This is a genomic window from Pseudoxanthomonas sp. Soil82 (assembly GCF_040446535.1).
In the GTDB taxonomy this organism is placed as follows: domain Bacteria; phylum Pseudomonadota; class Gammaproteobacteria; order Xanthomonadales; family Xanthomonadaceae; genus Pseudoxanthomonas; species Pseudoxanthomonas kaohsiungensis.
Window position 1 is genome coordinate 1,065,566 of record NZ_JBEAAK010000001.1, and the last position, 15,945, is coordinate 1,081,510.

The 15,945-nt window shown below is 71.0% G+C and carries 15 protein-coding genes and 1 riboswitch; of the genes, 6 read left to right on the plus strand and 9 right to left on the minus strand.

Annotation, left to right across the window (positions count from 1 at the left end):
• Positions 1–230 precede the first annotated feature (230 nt).
• Entirely contained in the window at positions 231–2,258 is a 2,028-nt protein-coding gene (locus ABKA19_RS04805; protein WP_353687890.1) for a M3 family metallopeptidase, read from the plus strand.
• Between the two features lie 242 nt (positions 2,259–2,500).
• Here ABKA19_RS04805 and fabB read toward each other — a convergent pair whose 3' ends face one another.
• Both fabB and fabA read right to left on the minus strand, forming a co-directional pair.
• Positions 2,501–3,712, minus strand: a complete 1,212-nt coding sequence (fabB, locus tag ABKA19_RS04810) for a beta-ketoacyl-ACP synthase I (protein WP_353687891.1) — start codon at positions 3,710–3,712, stop codon at positions 2,501–2,503.
• 2 nt (positions 3,713–3,714) lie between these two features.
• Positions 3,715–4,230 (minus strand): 3-hydroxyacyl-[acyl-carrier-protein] dehydratase FabA, encoded by a 516-nt coding sequence (fabA, locus tag ABKA19_RS04815; RefSeq protein WP_162376293.1) that lies wholly within the window; start codon positions 4,228–4,230, stop codon positions 3,715–3,717.
• Between the two features lie 391 nt (positions 4,231–4,621).
• Between fabA and dinB the strand changes: the two genes are divergently transcribed.
• The gene (gene dinB / locus ABKA19_RS04820; RefSeq protein WP_353687892.1) at positions 4,622–5,719 is read left to right on the plus strand and encodes a DNA polymerase IV; all 1,098 of its coding nucleotides are present in this window, start codon (positions 4,622–4,624) and stop codon (positions 5,717–5,719) included.
• Positions 5,720–5,869: 150 nt separating this feature from the next.
• Here dinB and ABKA19_RS04825 read toward each other — a convergent pair whose 3' ends face one another.
• The 4 genes from ABKA19_RS04825 to msrC all read right to left on the minus strand — a co-directional run bounded on the left by ABKA19_RS04825 (position 5,870) and on the right by msrC (position 9,627).
• Positions 5,870–6,157 (minus strand): DUF2218 domain-containing protein, encoded by a 288-nt coding sequence (locus ABKA19_RS04825; protein WP_353687893.1) that lies wholly within the window; start codon positions 6,155–6,157, stop codon positions 5,870–5,872.
• A gap of 261 nt (positions 6,158–6,418) precedes the next feature.
• Positions 6,419–8,275, minus strand: coding sequence for a TonB-dependent vitamin B12 receptor (btuB, locus tag ABKA19_RS04830; RefSeq protein ID WP_353687894.1), 1,857 nt, complete (start codon positions 8,273–8,275; stop codon positions 6,419–6,421).
• 122 nt (positions 8,276–8,397) lie between these two features.
• A riboswitch (cobalamin riboswitch) is annotated at positions 8,398–8,639 on the minus strand.
• A gap of 113 nt (positions 8,640–8,752) precedes the next feature.
• Positions 8,753–9,145 carry a TfoX/Sxy family protein gene (locus ABKA19_RS04835; RefSeq protein WP_353687895.1) on the minus strand — a complete coding sequence of 131 codons (393 nt, stop codon included), beginning with the start codon at positions 9,143–9,145 and terminating at the stop codon, positions 8,753–8,755.
• Positions 9,142–9,627: a free L-methionine (R)-S-oxide reductase MsrC gene (msrC, locus tag ABKA19_RS04840; RefSeq protein WP_353687896.1), complete on the minus strand. Its 486-nt coding sequence runs from the start codon at positions 9,625–9,627 to the stop codon at positions 9,142–9,144. The genes ABKA19_RS04835 and msrC overlap by 4 nt, the downstream gene beginning before the upstream one ends.
• A gap of 98 nt (positions 9,628–9,725) precedes the next feature.
• Between msrC and ABKA19_RS04845 the strand changes: the two genes are divergently transcribed.
• Both ABKA19_RS04845 and bioD read left to right on the plus strand, forming a co-directional pair.
• A complete protein-coding gene (locus ABKA19_RS04845; RefSeq protein ID WP_353687897.1) occupies positions 9,726–10,460 on the plus strand; it encodes a TMEM175 family protein in 735 nt (244 codons plus the stop codon).
• Complete coding sequence (gene bioD / locus ABKA19_RS04850; protein WP_353687898.1) at positions 10,453–11,121, plus strand: dethiobiotin synthase; 669 nt, start codon at positions 10,453–10,455, stop codon at positions 11,119–11,121. Before ABKA19_RS04845 ends, bioD begins: the two co-directional genes overlap by 8 nt.
• A gap of 161 nt (positions 11,122–11,282) precedes the next feature.
• Here bioD and ABKA19_RS04855 read toward each other — a convergent pair whose 3' ends face one another.
• The 3 genes from ABKA19_RS04855 to ABKA19_RS04865 all read right to left on the minus strand — a co-directional run bounded on the left by ABKA19_RS04855 (position 11,283) and on the right by ABKA19_RS04865 (position 13,751).
• Entirely contained in the window at positions 11,283–11,672 is a 390-nt protein-coding gene (locus ABKA19_RS04855) for a phasin family protein (RefSeq protein ID WP_162376285.1), read from the minus strand.
• A gap of 266 nt (positions 11,673–11,938) precedes the next feature.
• A complete protein-coding gene (queD, locus tag ABKA19_RS04860; RefSeq protein ID WP_353687899.1) occupies positions 11,939–12,292 on the minus strand; it encodes a 6-carboxytetrahydropterin synthase QueD in 354 nt (117 codons plus the stop codon).
• Between the two features lie 82 nt (positions 12,293–12,374).
• On the minus strand, positions 12,375–13,751 hold the full coding sequence (locus ABKA19_RS04865) for a DEAD/DEAH box helicase (RefSeq protein WP_162376422.1): 1,377 nt from the start codon (positions 13,749–13,751) through the stop codon (positions 12,375–12,377).
• Positions 13,752–14,138: 387 nt separating this feature from the next.
• Between ABKA19_RS04865 and ABKA19_RS04870 the strand changes: the two genes are divergently transcribed.
• Together ABKA19_RS04870 and maiA are read left to right on the plus strand one after the other, a co-directional pair.
• Complete coding sequence (locus ABKA19_RS04870; RefSeq protein WP_353687900.1) at positions 14,139–15,137, plus strand: fumarylacetoacetate hydrolase family protein; 999 nt, start codon at positions 14,139–14,141, stop codon at positions 15,135–15,137.
• 107 nt (positions 15,138–15,244) lie between these two features.
• Entirely contained in the window at positions 15,245–15,913 is a 669-nt protein-coding gene (gene maiA, locus ABKA19_RS04875) for a maleylacetoacetate isomerase (protein WP_353688052.1), read from the plus strand.
• Positions 15,914–15,945: the final 32 nt, after the last annotated feature.

Here is a 15,945-nt window from a genome sequence, read left to right on the forward strand (position 1 = left end):
AGGAGCCGATTCATCGGCGACCCGACGCCGTCGGCACAGGCGTCGTCCGCATTGCCCGGACGTCCGCGTCGCCGATGAACCGGTTCCTGCACGCAACCCCGATGCGGGCCGATCCTGCCGCTCGAGAGTCGAACCCCGTCCGTCGACCGAACCGCGGGTGTGGAGTCCCGGGTTGATTTTCACCGCCACCGCGCGCATCTAGTCGGATGACTCCGACACGGTCCGCCCCCATGCACGACAACCCGCTGCTCGATTTCTCCGGCCTGCCACGTTTCGACGCGATCCGGCCCGACCACATCGGACCGGCCATCGACACGCTGCTGGCCCAGGCGGAAGCCGCCGTGGCTGCGGCCGAGCGGGTGGCGCCGGTGACCTGGACCACGTTCGTCACCCCGCTGGAGGACGCCACCGAGCGGCTCTGGCGCGCGTGGGGCCAGGTCGGGCACCTGCAGGCCGTGGTCAACACGCCCGAGCTGCGCGAGGCGTACAACGCCAACCTGCCGAAGGTGACCCGGTTCGGCAGCGCGCTGGGCCAGAACCTGGCGCTGTACGCGCAGTACAAGGCGCTGGCGGCCTCGCCCGAGTACGCCACCTATGACGCGGCACGCCGCAAGGTGGTGGACAACGCGCTGCGCGATTTCCGCCTGGGCGGCGCCGAGCTCGATGACGCCGCCAAGGCGCGCTTCTCGGCGGCGCAGGAGGAGCTGGCCGCGCTTTCGGCGAAATTCTCCCAAAACGTGCTCGACGCGACGGACGCGTTCGGGCTCTACGTGGAAGATGAGGCCCGCCTGGCCGGCCTGCCGCCGGAGGTGGTCGCCGCCGCCCGCGCCGCGGCGCAGAAGGATGGCCGCCCCGGCTGGAAGCTGACCCTGCAGATGCCGTGCTACCTGCCGGTGCAGGCCTATGCCGAGGACCGCGGGCTGCGCGAGGCGCTGTACCGCGCTAACGGCGTGCGCGCCTCCGAAGCCGGTCCGGCCGAGCTGGACAACAGCGGCCTCATCGACCGCATCCTCGCCCTGCGCGCGGAACTGGCGGCGCTGCTGGGCTTCGCCAGCTACGCCGAGTACTCGCTGGCCACCAAGATGGCGCAGTCGCCGGGCGAGGTGCTGGCGTTCCTGCGCGACCTGGCCGGCCGCGCGCTGCCGTTTGCGCGCGCCGATCGCGCCGAGCTGGAGGCCTTCGCCCGCGACGAACTGGGGGTGGCCGTGCTCGAGCCCTGGGACCTGGGCTATGCCAGCGAGAAGCTCAAGCAGGCGCGCTACAGCTACTCGGAGCAGGAGGTGAAGCGCTACTTCACCGAGCCGGGCGTGCTGGCTGGCCTGTTCGGCGTGATCGAGTCGCTCTACGGGGTGAAGGTGGTGCCGGACTCTGCGCCGGCGTGGCACGAGGACGTGCGCTTCTTCCGGGTCGAGGATGCCGGTGGCCGCCTGGTCGGCCAGTTCTACCTGGACCTGTACGCGCGCGAGGGCAAACGCGGTGGCGCCTGGATGGACGACTGCCGCAACCGCCGCGCCGGCGCCGACGGGGTGCAGACCCCGCTGGTGTACCTGGTCTGCAACTTCGGCAAGGGCGTGGACGGCAAGCCGGCCACCTTCATCCACAACGAGGTCACCACCCTGTTCCACGAGATGGGCCATGGCCTGCACCAGCTGCTGACCGCGATCGGCGACCTGCCGGTGGCCGGGATCAACGGCGTGGAGTGGGACGCCGTGGAGCTGCCCAGCCAGTTCATGGAGAACTTCTGCTGGGAGTGGGACCGCGTGCGGGCGATGACCGCGCACGTGGACAGCGGCGAGCCGCTGCCGCGCGAACTGTTCGGGAAAATGCTGGCGGCGAAGAACTTCCAGAGCGGCATGTTCACGGTGCGCCAGCTCGAGTTCGCCCTGTTCGACATGGAGCTGCACAGCCGTTTCGACCCGTCGCAGGACAGCGTGCTGCAGCTGCTCGAACGCGTGCGCGACGAGGTGGCGGTGAACCGGGCGCCGGCCTGGCACCGCTTCCCGCACCAGTTCAGCCACATCTTCGCCGGCGGCTATGCAGCCGGCTACTACAGCTACAAGTGGGCCGAAGTGCTCAGCGCCGATGCCTACGCCGCCTTCGAGGAGGCGCCGGACCAGCTCGCGCAGACCGGCGCCCGCTTCCTGGCCGAGGTGCTGTCGCGCGGCGGCAGCCGCAGCGCGCTGGAAAACTTCACCGCCTTCCGCGGCCGCGCGCCGAGCATCGATGCGCTGCTGCGACACAGCGGCATGAAGGCCTGAGGCTGCGAGGAGCGGAAGCGGGGCAACTGGACAGCCGGGCAAAGCAGCGGGGCAAGCCCCGCTCTACGGGGGGCGGTATGTCGGCCGGAACGGCGCTGGCCAGATGCACCACGAAACCTGGCGGCACGCGCCAAGGACCGGCGCGCTCTCGTAGAGCGGGGCTTGCCCCGCTGCTCCCTGAAAACAAGAAGCCCGGCTCGCGCCGGGCTTCCCGTTCCTGTTCCTGGCCCCCGTTCCCGCGATCAGGGCCGCGCGAATACCAGGGTGCTGTTGGTGCCGCCGAAGCCGAAGCTGTTGGACGCGACCAGGTCCAGCCGTGCATCGCGGCTCCCGCGCACGATCGGGAAGCCTTCGGCGCGCTCGTCCAGCTTGTCGATGTTGGCCGAGCCGGCGATGAAGCCGTCGCGCATCATCAGCAGGCAGTAGATCGCCTCGTGCACGCTGGCCGCGCCGAGCGAATGGCCCGACAACGCCTTGGTCGACGACAGCGGCGGCAACGCCTCGCCGAACACCTCCCGCACCGCCTGCAGCTCGGTGACGTCGCCCAGCGGCGTCGAGGTGCCGTGGGTGTTGAGGTAGTCGACCTTGCGGCCACGCACGCCTTCCAGCGCCATGTGCATGCAGCGCACCGCGCCTTCGCCGGACGGGGCGACCATGTCGGCGCCGTCGGAGGTCACGCCGTAGCCGACCAGCTCGGCATGGATGCGCGCGCCGCGCGCGATCGCATGGTCCCAGTCCTCCAGCACCAGCATGCCGCCGCCGCCGGCGATGACGAAGCCGTCGCGATCGGCGTCGTACGGACGCGAAGCCTGCTGCGGCCGGTCGTTGAACCCCGTCGACAGCGCGCCCATCGCGTCGAACATCACGCTCATGGTCCAGTCCAGGTCCTCGCCACCTCCGGCGAAGACGATGTCCTGGGCGCCGTGGCGGATCAGGTCGGCGGCAGCGCCGATGCAGTGCGCCGAGGTCGCGCAGGCCGCGCTGATCGAGTAGCTCAGGCCCTTGATCTTGAACGCGGTGGCCAGGTTGGCCGACACCGTCGAGCACATCGTGCGCGGCACCATGTACGGGCCGACCTTGCGCACGCCGCGCTCGCGCAGCAGGTCGGCGGTTTCGACCTGCCAGCGGCTGGAGCCGCCGCCGGAACCGGCGATCAGGCCCGTGCGTGGATGGCTGACCTTGGCCTCATCCAGGCCCGCGTCGGCGATCGCGTCGCGCATGGACACGTAGCTGTAGGCGGCCGCGTCGCTCATGAAGCGCTTGAGCTTGCGGTCGATGGCTGCGTCCAGGTCCAGCTCCACCGCGCCGCCGACCTGGCTGCGCAGGCCGCGCTCGGCGTGGTCGGGCAGGAAGCGGATGCCGGAGCGGCCTTCGCGCAGCGAGGCCGAAACCGTGTCGAGGTCGTTGCCCAGGCACGAAGCGATGCCCATGCCGGTGATGGCGATGCGGCGCATGCTCAGAAGTCCTCGGTCGAGGTGAACAGGCCCACGCGCAGGTCCTTGGCGGTGTAGATTTCGCGACCGTCGACCAGCATGCGCGCGTCGCCCTGGGCCATTACCAGCTTGCGGTTGATGACCCGGCTGATGTCGATCTCGTAGGTGACCAGCTTTGCCTTGGGCAGCACCTGGCCGGTGAACTTGACCTCGCCGCAGCCCAGCGCGCGGCCGCGGCCGGGCGCGCCCAGCCAGGTCAGGTAGAAGCCGACCAGCTGCCACATCGCGTCCAGGCCCAGGCAGCCGGGCATCACCGGGTCGCCGATGAAGTGGCACTGGAAGAACCACAGGTCCGGGCGGATGTCGAGTTCGGCGCGGATGAAGCCCTTGCCGTACTTGCCGCCGTCGTCGTTGATCTCGACGATGCGGTCGAACATCAGCATCGGGTCGGCGGGCAGGCGGGCGTCGCCGGAGGCGAACAGTTCACCGCGACCGCTGGCGACCAGCTGTTCGCGGGTGAACGAGGAAGCGCGAGTCATGGGGGATCCGGTGCGGAAAAGCACCGAATCGTGCCCGAGAAACCCTGTTTCAATCAAATGCTTGGACATACGCCGGCGTGTGTTCCCGGTGGCGGCGAGCAGCTTTGCGGGACGGGGTCCTCCGCGACGCCGCGTCGTCGACCCGCCGCTCGCCCCTTCGGCCCTGTACCGCAGGCGAAGCGCAGACCCCATCCCCGGCGATCCGGCTGCCGACCTTGGCGTCGCCGGCCAGCCGCGCGCCTGCGGGTGCTTCGAAGGAGCCGGGCTCGCCCGCGAACCGGCGCCAGCAGGGCGACGGCATCGTGTCCCGCGGGCGCGCGTGCTGCCGGCCACGGTCTCCTGCGCACGCAGGGGTCTCCTGCGGGCGCGCCAGGTCGCACAATGGGCAGGCATGATCGCCGAAACCCCGCCTGCGCCACGCAAGATCATCCATGTCGACATGGATGCGTTCTACGCCTCGGTGGAGCAGCGCGACGATCCCGCGCTGCGCGGGCGGCCGGTGGTCGTGGCCTGGCGCGGCGCCCGTTCGGTGGTGTGCGCGGCGTCCTACGAGGCGCGCCGATACGGCGTGCGCTCGGCGATGCCGGCCCTGCGCGCCGAGCGGCTGTGCCCGGATGCGGTGTTCGTGCCGCCGGATTTCGTGCGCTACAAGGCGGTGTCGCGCCAGGTGCGCGAGATCATGCTCGCCCACACCGACCTGGTCGAACCGCTTTCGCTGGACGAGGCCTACCTCGACGTGACCGCGCCGAAATCCCGGCTGGCCAGCGCCACCGCGGTGGCCGAGGCGATCCGCGCGCGGATCCGCGAGGAGACTTCGCTGACCGCCTCGGCCGGCGTGGCGCCGAACAAGTTCCTGGCCAAGATCGCCTCGGACTGGAACAAGCCCGATGGCCTGTTCGTGGTCCGCCCGCACCAGGTCGAGGCGTTCCTGACGCCGCTGCCGGTCGGGCGCATTCCGGGCGTGGGCAAGGTGATGCAGGGCAAGCTCGAGGCGCTTGGAATCGCCACCGTCGGCGACCTGCGCGCGCTGGCACTGGAAGAACTGCAGGGGCGCTTCGGCAGTTTCGGCGCCGCGCTGTACCGGCGTGCGCGCGGCATCGACGAACGCCCGGTCGAGCCGGACCAGCCGGTGCAGTCGGTCTCGGCCGAAGACACCTTCGCCCAGGACCTGCCGCTGGACGCGCTGGAGCCGGCGATCCGGCAACTGGCCGAGAAGACCTGGCAGGCGTCGCGCAAGACCGGACGGGTTGCGCGCACGGTGGTGCTCAAGCTCAAGACCGCGCAGTTCCGCATCCTGACCCGCAGCCTGACCCCGGACACGCCGCCGGATTCGGCGCAGGCGCTGGCCGGGATCGCACTGGCGCTGCGTGATCGCGTCGACCTGCCGCCATCGACGCGCTACCGGCTCGTCGGCGTCGGCCTGTCCGGGTTCCGGGACCCGGACGAGGCCGCACCGCAGGCCGACCTGTTCGACGCCGCGCTGTTGTAGGAGCCGATCCTTATCGGCGACCCGAGGCCGGCCGCAAGATAAGGCGTCGCCTGTCCGGTGGCGTCGGGTCGCCGATGAATCGGCTCCTACAGCAGGGCGTCGCGCTGCCTTGGGGGGGCGCCGGCACGGGGCCGCGTCCCGCATCCGCGATCACGCCTGCCAGTGGAATTCCAGCGTCTCGTCGCGGGCGAAGCGCTGCAGGTGCGATTCGACGACCTCGCGCAACCGCGCCATGCCGGCGCCGTCGTCGTGGACGAGCTTGATCAGCAGGGCGTCGCCGGCGACTTCGAAGTCCGCGCCGGCGGCTTCGGCGAAGGGGATGTGGGCGTGCGTGTCGCTGTCGCGGCGCACGTCGAACTTGTGTCGCCAGTGGTTGCTCAGGGTGCGCAGCAGGCGCGGCGCGTCGTTGGAGGCCACTAGGGCGCGGCTGGTCGGCATGGGTCGGGTATCCGTGGGGGACGGCCCGGCCAGTCTAGGCAACCTGCGGCGCGCGGCCGTGGCCACCGGCGGGATGATGCGTTCCCGGACCGCTGCGCCGGGGGGCGGCGCAGCGGTGGCGGCGTATGCGGCTGGGCAGGAGCCGGGGAGACCGGACATGCGTCCGTGGAGGAGCGCCCGCGATCCGCGCCCGCGGCCCGCAGGCGGGATCCCCGGTACTGGCGACGTCGCGTCGCCGGCAAGCCGGGCTCCTACGGGATTTCAGCCGCGCGGCTGCCAGCGCACGCTCAGCCCGTACTCGCGGCCGGGCTGGGCGTACCAGTCCACCAGCTGGTAGTCGCGGTCGAACAGGTTGGTCACCCGCGCCAGCACGGTCCAGTCGCTGCCCAACGCGTACTCGAAGCGCAGGTCCAGGGTCGCGTAGCCGCCCACGCGGACCAGGTTGGCTGCGTCGTCATAGCGGCTGCCGGCAGCGTTGAGCGTGGTGCCGAAGGCGAAATCGCCGAAGTCGCGGTCCAGGTCGATGCGGCCGGTGTCGCGCGCGCGCCGCGGCAGCAGGTTGCCGCGGTTGGCGCCTTCGGAGCGGTTGCGCGGATCGACGTGGCTGTACTGCGCGGCCAAGTCCCAGCCGGCCAGCGTCGTGCCCACGGTCAACTCGCCGCCACGCAGGCGCGCGGTGTCGATGTTGCCGGGCAGGAAAGTCGCCGAGTCGAAGCTGATCAGGTCGTCGACGCGGTTCTCGAACACGTCCAGCGTCCAGCGCCAGGCCTGCAGCTCCCCGGACAGGCCGATGTTGAGGCTCTTCGACTCTTCCGGCTGCAGTTCGGGGTTGCCGTAGTACGGGTAGTACAGGTCGTTGAAGCTCGGGGCGCGGAAGCCGGTGGAGTATCGGGTCGACAGCAGCATGCCGCCATCGAAGTGCCAGCCCCAACCGAGGTTGCCGGTGGTATGGCTGCCGAACTGCTCGTTGTCGTCGCTACGCAGGCCGGCCTGCAGCTGCTGCGCGCCGAAGCGGCCCTGGTACTCGGCGAACACGCCGGTGTTGTCGCGGCTGTCCACGTCGTAGGCGGTGCTGCCGGTGATGTGGTCATCCAGCCAGTCCACGCCGGCGGTCAGTGCCTGGCCTTCGCGCAGGATGAAGTCGCCCTGCAGCGCGGCCTGGTCGCGGCGGGTTTCCAGTCCGCCGACGAAGCCGGTGGCGCCATAGTCGTCCGAATCGTCATAGCTGCGGCCCACGGTGGCCTGGAGCGAACCTGCGGCCGACGGCGCGAAGCGCAGCTTGCCGGAGAACACCTGCTGGACGGTCTCGGAGTAGTTGGCCCAGCTGCCATCGTAGTGGTTGTAGCCTTCGGCGCGCAGTGCGCTGCCTTCCAGCGTCCAGGCATCACCGAGCTTGCCGCCGCCGCGCAGGCTGGCCGAGCGGTTGCGGTAGCCGTCGCGATCAGGCTCGTCGGCGAAGCAGCCGGCGCCCCAGCCGGCGGCGGTGCCCTCGCAGGCGTTGATGCCGTCGGTGCGCAGGAAGGCGACGTCGGCGCCGAACCAGCCGCGCTCGCCGCCCAGGCCCAGGCCGGCGCTGGCCTCGCGCAGGTGGTTGCTGCCGATGCCGGCCATCGCGCGCGGCTTCAGGCCGCCGGTGTCGCGGCGGGTGAAGATCTGGATCACGCCGCCGATCGCGTCGGCGCCGTAGAGGCTCGAATGCGGGCCGCGCACGATTTCGATCCGCTCGATCTGCTCGACCGGCAGGTCCTGCAGCGCGGGCAGGCCGGCGGTGGCCGAGCCGATGCGGACGCCGTCGACCAGGACCAGCAGCTGGTTGGAGCCGGCGCCGCGCAGGAACAGCGAGGTCTGCTTGCCCAGCCCGCCGGTGTTGGTCAGGTTGATGCCGGCGCGGCCGGCCAGCAGCTGCTGCAGCGAGGACGCCTGGCTGCGCTCGATCTCGGCGCGTCCGATCACCTGGGCCGGTGACAGGCTGTCGCGCAATGCGATCTGGGTCCGGGTCGCGGTGACCAGCACCTCGTCCAGGTCGGTGGCCGGGTCGGCGGCAAGGGCCGTGCCGGGGGCGAGCAGGGGCAGGGCCAGCGCCAGGGCGACGGCGGTGGTCAGCGGGCGGAACGTCATCGTGCAACTCCATGCGTGCGTGGCGCCGCACCCGGCGCCCGTGTGGGGAGTCGCGACAGGAGGATGCACGGGAGCGGACAGGCGCCAAGCGGCGTCGGCACGCCGCGACGCCCTCCGCATCGCAACCTGGGTCCTGCAAGGCCGGTCTCCGGGCTTGCGATCGGGAATCCGGCTTGGATTGCCGGATTCCAGCGGCGACGCCTTCCCGTGCAGGGCACAGTGGCGGATGTCGCGCGTTGCGGTCGCTTACCGTTGCGGGGGCAGCGCCGGCCTTGTCGAGGGTTCGCACCCGAAGACGCACCGGCTTCCCGTTTCAACCCTCCCCGCGTCCGCGCAGAGGGTCACCTTGCAGGCGGTGGATTGTATGCGATCGGCGTCGGCGCGCGGCGATGGCCCCCGACGGAGCCCTGCCGGCGGCGCCAGCGGCCGGAGGCGTGCGCCGCCACAGGCCTTGGCACGCAGGCGCGGATGCGCCGCTCAGGTGAAGCGGTTGCCGCCGTCGTCTTCGGCGGGGGGCGCTTCCGCGCCCGCGGCTGCTTCGGCGCCTTCGCCGTGGTCACCATAGAACGCGGTGGTCACCGGCCCGCCGACCGGGCGGCCACGAGGGGGCGGCAGGGCGGCGCTGGCGGTCTCCAGCTCGGCCAGCAACTGCTGCCGGCGCGGCTCGGGCACGTCGTGCCAATGGCAGTCCAGCAGCGCGCCTTCCAGCGCGTACAGCAGGTTGAGGCTGGGCTTGAAGCCGGCGCGCTTGACCTTGAGGAAGGCCTGCACGGCGCCCACCGCCACCAGGTCCTGCGCGCTGCGCAGGCCGACCTGGCGCAGCCAGGCCGCGCTCTTGGGTCCGATGTTGCGCAGCTCGGCGGTGCTCAACGCAGCGACTCGACGAAGGCGGCGGCGATCGCTTCCAGGCCTCGCTGGTCGTCGGCGTCGAAGCGGTCCGGCACCGGGCTGTCGAGGTCGAACACCCCGACCAGCCGGTCGCCGTCCAGCAGCGGCACCACCAGTTCCGAGCGCGAGGCGGAGTCGCAGGCGATATGCCCGGGGAAGGCGTGGACGTCGGCTACCCGCTGGGTCTGGCGACTGCTCGCGGCGGCACCGCACACGCCCTTGTCCAGCGGGATGCGGATGCACGCCGGCAGGCCCTGGAACGGCCCGACCACCAGCTCGGCGCCGTCGTAGAAATAGAAGCCGACCCAGTTCAATTGCGGGAGCGCATGAAACACCAGCGCCGACAGGTTGGCGGCGTTGGCGACCCGGTCGCGCTCGCCGTGCATCAGGCTGCGTGCCTGCTCGAGCAACTGTGCGTACTGGTCCGGCTTGCTGCCGGCCAGGGGGATGGCGGAAAAGGACATGCGGCCGATTCTACCCCCATGCCGGTCGAGGGCGCGGACGCCCGTCGCGGCGGCGCAATGCCGGATTTATGATTGCGCCCGATCACCAGGAGCGATGCATGGACCAACAGGCCACGCCCCCCGCCGGATGGCGCGGAGGAGGCGCCACGCGGCTGGAGGCGTTCGTCGATGCCGCCTTCGCCTTCGCCGTGACCCTGCTGGTGATTTCGGCCGACCGGGTCCCCGACAGCGTGCGCGCGCTGGTGCTGGCGCTCAAGCAGGTCCCCGCGTTCGCCGCCGGCTTCGCGCTGCTGGCGCTGTTCTGGTATGCGCACGTGCGCTGGAGCCGCCACTACCGCCTCGACGGCATGCTGGCCACGCTGCTGAGCCTGCTGCTGGTGTTCCTGGTGCTGGTGTACGTCTATCCGCTGCGCCTGTTGCTGGGTACCTTCTTCGCCTGGATCACCGCCGGCTGGTTGCCGATGCCGCTGTCCGACGTCGCCGGCGCGCCCCAGATCGCGTTCGTGTTCGTGTTCTACGGGCTGGCCTTCGCCTCGATGTCGGCGTGCATGGGCGGGTTGTACCTGCTGGCCTGGCGCCGGCGCCGGCAGCTGGCGCTGGATGCGGACCGGGCCGCCGACGCGATGGGCGAAGTCGCCGCGTACGGTTACTTCTGCGCGGTCGGCATGCTCTCGGCACTGGTGGCCATCGGCCTGCCGGAGGATGCGGTGCCGTGGCAGGTGGCGATCCCCGGCACCCTGTATTTCCTGCTCTCCCTGACCGGGCTGGTGCACGTGCTCGGGCGGCGACGCGCGCGGCGCCGCGTGGAGGCCGAGGGAGCCGCCGATGCGTAGCGTGTTTGTGACCGGCACCGATACCGGGGCGGGCAAGACCCTGGCCAGCTGCACGCTGTTGCATGCGCTGTGCGCGCGCGGCCATCGGGCCGTGGGCATGAAGCCGGTCGCCAGCGGTTGCGAACGCACCGCCGAAGGATGGCGCAATGCCGATGCGCTGGCGCTCTGGCAGGCGAGCCAGCCGCGCCCCGCCTATGCCGACCTCAACCCGTTCGCCCTGCCCGAACCGCTGGCGCCGGAACTGGCCGCGCGGGCGGCCGGCGTGCAGGTGGGCCTGGAACCGATCCTGGCCGCCTACGCGCGCCTGCAGGCGCAGGCCGACGCGGTGGTGGTCGAGGGCGTCGGCGGTTGGGCCGCGCCACTGGCGGCCACGATCGACCAGGCCGACCTGGTGCGCGCGCTGCGCCTGCCGGTGGTGCTGGTGGTGGGGATGCGGCTGGGGTGTCTCAACCATGCCCGCCTGACCGCCGCGGCGATCGCCGCCGAAGGCTGCGAGCTGGTGGGCTGGATCGCCAGCGGGGTGGATCCGGACATGGCGTGCCGGGAGGAAAACCTGGCCTTGCTCGACGCGCGACTCGGCGTGCCGCGTCTGGGCGACCTGCCGCCGGTACGCGATCCCGATCCCGCGGTCCTGGCCTCGCGGATCGTGCTGCCGCCGTAGCCGCGGTGGCGCGTCCGCGGGCAACGCGTGCCATGGCCGGCCGTGGCGTGATTCGCGGACAAAAAAGGCCCGGCAGCGGGAGGGAGCTGCCGGGCCTGGGTCTGCGCGGAGGGAGGGATCCGCGCAAATTTCGTAGAACTTGGAGCGTTGAAGCGGTCGGCTTAGCGCTTGGTCGCCTTGGCGACCTTGGCCACGGTGGCCTGGGCCTGCTCGGTGGCGGCCTCGAACTGGCTCTTGGCCAGCTGGCCGAGCACTTCGGAGGTCTTCAGGGTGAGGCCGAACACTTCCTGGCCTGCGGCGGCGACGCGCTCGGCGTTGTCGCGGGCCACCTGCAGGCCCTTCGGCACCAGGGTCTTGTACGACTCCAGGTCACGCGCTTCGACGAGCTCGCCGAGGAAGCTGGTGGTGGCGTCGACATTCTTCTCGAGCGTGCGCAGCTGCACGCCGAACATGGTCTCGGCGTTCTCCAGGGCCAGCCGGTTCATGCGCGCGGCGACCGCGGCGAACTGGTGGGTGTAGGCGCTGAACTGGTCGTTGAACTGGTAGGACATGGCGGACTCCGTTACGGATTTGCCTCTATGGTGCGATGCAGCATAGACCGTCTTTTGTTGCAATGCAACAACTTTCGGCAAGATTCTTTCGATCCTTCAGCAAGGTTCGATAAATCAGACAGATAGACGGTGGCTTGTGCCCATACGGCACCCGTCAGCGCACGGATCCGGGGCGGGGTGCGCCCGAAGACGCATCTGGGCGGCGAACAGGAGCTGGCGGGGCGTGGAAAGGCCCCTGAACAGGCCCCAGGGCGATGCAGCAGGTCTCAGCCGCGGTAGCGGCAGCCCGAGGTGCAGGTCTCGTGGACGACGACTTCGCTCAACAGCGGCAGGGCGGGCTTGAGCCGCTCCCAGATCCACGCGGCCAGGCGCTCGCTGGTGGGGTTGTCCAGGCCGTCGATGTCGTTGAGGTAGTGGTGGTCCAGCTGCTCGTAGAGCGGCTTGAACGCGGCCTTGATCTCGGCGAAGTCCATCACCCAGCCGGTGTGCGGGTCGACGTCCCCTGAGACGTGGATTTCCACCCGGAACGAATGCCCGTGCAGGCGCGCGCACTTGTGCCCGGCGGGGACGTGGGGCAGGCGGTGGGCCGCTTCCAGGGTGAAGACCTTGAAGATGTCCATGGCGTGGTCCGATGGATCGGGTGCAGGCGGGGGCGGTGCTACCGGGCCGGACGCAAGTCGGCCGGCCCGGGGCATGACGGTATCAGCGCTGCGCGTCGCGGCGCGGGCCACCGCCGCCGCGACGGCGGCCGTCGGCCGGCTTGCGTGCGCCTTCGCGCGGGCCGCCGTGCGTCTTGGCGCCGGCATGCGCATGGCGCTGGCCATCCCCGCCGCCGTGCGGACGCCGTCCGCGACCACCGCCCGGCTTGCGCGGCGCGCGCTCGCCGCCGGGGATCTCGGCCTTGCCCGGCGCGCTGTTGCCCCAGCGGATCGGCACCTGCGGTTCGAAGCCCGGCACGTCGCGGATGTCCATGTCGCGGTTGAGCATGCGCACGATGGCGCGCAGCAGCTTGGCCTCGTCCTGGGCGACCAGCGAGATCGCCTCGCCGGTGGAACCATTGCGGCCGGTGCGGCCGATCCGGTGCACGTAGTCCTCGGCCACCATCGGCAGGTCGAAGTTGATCACCCGCGGCAGCTGGTCGATGTCGATGCCGCGCGCGGCGATGTCGGTGGCGACCAGCACCTTGACCTTGCCGGCCTTGAAGTCGCTGAGCGCGCGCATGCGCTGGCCCTGGCTCTTGTTGCCGTGGATCGCAGCGGTCTGGATCCCGGCTTTCTCGATGAAGGTGGCCAGCTTGTCGCTGCCGTGCTTGGTCCGGGCGAACACCAGGGTCTGCACGCGCGCGTCCTGCGCCAGCAGGTGCAGCAGCAGCTCGCGCTTGCGGCCGCCATCGACCGGGTGCACGCGGTGGGCGATCTTCTCGGCCACGGTGTTCTGCGGGGTGACCTGCACCTCGCGCGGATGGCGCATGAATTCCATCGCCAGCTGCTTGATGCTGTCCGGGAAGGTCGCCGAGAACAGCAGGGTCTGCCGGTTCTGCTTGGGCAGCTTGGCCAGGATGCGCTTGATCGACGGCAGGAAGCCCATGTCGAGCATGCGGTCGGCCTCGTCCAGCACCAGGATCTCGATCCCGGACAGGTCGACGCTGCGACGCTCGATGTGGTCGATCAGGCGGCCCGGGCAGGCGATGACCAGGTCGACGCCACGGCGCAGGGTGTCGAGCTGGTTGCCCATGCCCACGCCGCCGTAGATCACGGCGCTGGGGATGCGCAGGTGCTTGCCGTAGCCGCGCAGGCTGTCGTGCACCTGGGTGGCCAGTTCGCGGGTCGGGGTCAGGACCAGCGCGCGCGGCTTGCGTGGGCCATGGCCGACGGCCTGCGGGGCCGTGCCCAGGTGCTGCAGCAGCGGCAGGCCGAACGCGGCGGTCTTGCCGGTACCGGTCTGCGCGCCGGCCAGCAGGTCGTGGCCGGCCAGCGCCAGCGGGATCGCCTGCTGTTGGATCGGGGTGGGGGTTTCGTAACCCTGTTCGGACAGGGCACGCAGGAGGAAGGGCGCCAGGCCCAGCGACTCGAAGGACATCTTGGAAAGCTCCATGGCAACAGCCCGCGGACAGGTGTCGGCGGGCGGATCGTTGTTCGATCTGGTGGCTCGGAGCGTTCCCGTGAACCGCGCTGCGAGAGGGTGTACGGCCGGTATGGACCGGCCCGATGGCCTGCGAATGGCGTCGGAGTGGGGCGGACGCCGGAGTGACCCGGCGCTGCCGGTCCCGGAGGGAAACGGACGGCCGCTGGCAATCAGGCCGCGAATTCTACGCGATGAATGGGTGCCGTGCCGGGGATCCCGTTCAGGTTGGAGCCCACCACCGGGATCCGCTGGCGGATCGGTCGCGCCGCGATGTTTTCCAATGAAACCATGGAGGCGAATCCGTACAATCGCCAGCCCAGCCCTGCAGGAGAGCGCGTCGCCATGAAGCTTGGATCCCTCAAGGAGGGCGGCCGCGACGGCACCCTGGTGGTGGTCTCGCGCGACCTGTCCACGGCGGTGCGCGCCACGGGCATCGCGCCGACCCTGCAGCAGGCGCTGGACGACTGGCAGCGCGCCGCGCCGCGGCTCAACGCCCTGGCCGCGGCGCTGGAAGCCGGCGACGCCGCCGATGCTTTCGCGCTGGATCCGGCCGCGTTGGCCGCGCCGCTGCCGCGCGCCTACGAATTCGTCGACGGCAGCGCCTACCTGCCGCATGTGGAGCGCGTCCGCCGCGCCCGCGGCGCCGAGGTGCCGGAGAGCTTCTACACCGATCCGCTGATGTACCAGGCCACCAGCGCCGGCTTCTATGGCCCGCGCGACCCCGTGCGCGTGACCAGCGAGGACCACGGCATCGACCTGGAGGCGGAGATCGTGGTGGTCACCGACGACGTGCCGATGGCGGTCACGCCGGAGCAGGCCGCCGGCCACATCCAGCTGGTCGGGCTGGTCAACGACGTCTCGCTGCGCAACCTGATCCCGGCCGAGCTGGCCAAGGGCTTCGGCTTCCTGCAGTCCAAGCCGCGTTCGGCGCTGTCGCCGGTGTTCGTCACCCCCGACGAGCTGGGCGGGGCCTGGCGGGGCAACAAGCTGCACCTGCCGCTGTTGACCCACATCAACGGCAAGTGGTTCGGCGCACCGGAGGCCGGCGAGGACATGCAGTTCGACTTCGCCCAGCTCGTCGCCCACGCCGCGAAGACCCGTCCGCTGGCCGCCGGCACGATCGTCGGCTCCGGCACGATCGCCAACCAGGACGTGTCCCGCGGCGCCTCGTGCTTCGCCGAGCAGCGTACCGTCGAGGCCCTGCGCGACGGCAAGCCGAGCACGCCCTTCATGAAGTTCGGCGACACTGTGCGGATCGAGATGCTCGACCGCGAAGGCCGCAGCCTGTTCGGCGCGATCGAGCAGCGGATCGAACGCCAGCCGCTACCCGGACAGGGCTGAGCCGGCGGGCGGTGCCGCGGCCGCGACCGGCGGCCATGGCGGGGAGAACGGGCCGCGCTATCGTGCGACGGCCGGGGCGCAGGAGGCGTGCGGTGGACCATCCGACAATCGACGACAGCCTGCACCTGTATTCGTACTGGCGCTCCAGCGCGGCCTATCGCGTGCGCATCGCGCTGGCGCTGAAGGCGCTGGCGTTCGAGACCCTTCCGGTCCACCTGCTCAAGGACGGCGGCCAGCAGCACGGGGCTGCCTACGTTCAGGTCAATCCGCAGCAGCTGGTGCCCGTGCTGCTGCATGGCCGGCGTGCGATCCGCCAGTCGCTGGCGATCATCGAATACCTGGAAGAGGCCTGGCCCGACGCGCCGCCGCTGCTGCCGGGTACCGCGCGCGAGCGCGGCCGGGTCCGCGCGCTGGCGCAGCTGGTGGCCTGCGACATCCACCCGCTCAACAACCTGCGCGTGCTGCAGTTCTTCGAGCGGCAGTGGAACGTGCCGCAGGCCGAGCGCGACGAATGGGTGCGGCACTGGATCGTCGAGGGCCTGGCCGCGTTCGAGGGGCTGGTCGCCGACGACCCGGCCACCGGCACGTTCTGCCACGGCGACGCCCCCGGCCTGGCCGATTGCTGCCTGGTGCCGCAGCTCTACAATGCGCGCCGCTTCGGGGTGGACCTGGGGCCTTGGCCGACCCTGGCCCGCATCGAGCAGGCCTGCCTGGCGCTGCCGGCGTTCAAGGCGGCGGCGCCCGAAGCGCAGCCCGACGCCCCGAAAGGCGCCTGACCGCCCCTGTGTAGGAGCCCATCCTCATGGGC

What these genes read in the sequence shown, in the direction of transcription:
- ABKA19_RS04870 (WP_353687900.1), top strand. Translation starts at nt 14,139, where the DNA reads ATGAAGCTTGGATCCCTCAAGGAGGGCGGCCGCGACGGCACCCTGGTG.
- ABKA19_RS04805 (WP_353687890.1), top strand. Translation starts at nt 231, where the DNA reads ATGCACGACAACCCGCTGCTCGATTTCTCCGGCCTGCCACGTTTCGAC.
- ABKA19_RS04865 (WP_162376422.1), bottom strand. Translation starts at nt 13,751, where the DNA reads ATGTCCTTCGAGTCGCTGGGCCTGGCGCCCTTCCTCCTGCGTGCCCTG.
- ABKA19_RS04845 (WP_353687897.1), top strand. Translation starts at nt 9,726, where the DNA reads ATGGACCAACAGGCCACGCCCCCCGCCGGATGGCGCGGAGGAGGCGCC.
- ABKA19_RS04825 (WP_353687893.1), bottom strand. Translation starts at nt 6,157, where the DNA reads ATGCCGACCAGCCGCGCCCTAGTGGCCTCCAACGACGCGCCGCGCCTG.
- btuB (WP_353687894.1), bottom strand. Translation starts at nt 8,275, where the DNA reads ATGACGTTCCGCCCGCTGACCACCGCCGTCGCCCTGGCGCTGGCCCTG.
- fabB (WP_353687891.1), bottom strand. Translation starts at nt 3,712, where the DNA reads ATGCGCCGCATCGCCATCACCGGCATGGGCATCGCTTCGTGCCTGGGC.
- bioD (WP_353687898.1), top strand. Translation starts at nt 10,453, where the DNA reads ATGCGTAGCGTGTTTGTGACCGGCACCGATACCGGGGCGGGCAAGACC.
- dinB (WP_353687892.1), top strand. Translation starts at nt 4,622, where the DNA reads ATGATCGCCGAAACCCCGCCTGCGCCACGCAAGATCATCCATGTCGAC.
- msrC (WP_353687896.1), bottom strand. Translation starts at nt 9,627, where the DNA reads ATGTCCTTTTCCGCCATCCCCCTGGCCGGCAGCAAGCCGGACCAGTAC.
- fabA (WP_162376293.1), bottom strand. Translation starts at nt 4,230, where the DNA reads ATGACTCGCGCTTCCTCGTTCACCCGCGAACAGCTGGTCGCCAGCGGT.
- queD (WP_353687899.1), bottom strand. Translation starts at nt 12,292, where the DNA reads ATGGACATCTTCAAGGTCTTCACCCTGGAAGCGGCCCACCGCCTGCCC.
- ABKA19_RS04855 (WP_162376285.1), bottom strand. Translation starts at nt 11,672, where the DNA reads ATGTCCTACCAGTTCAACGACCAGTTCAGCGCCTACACCCACCAGTTC.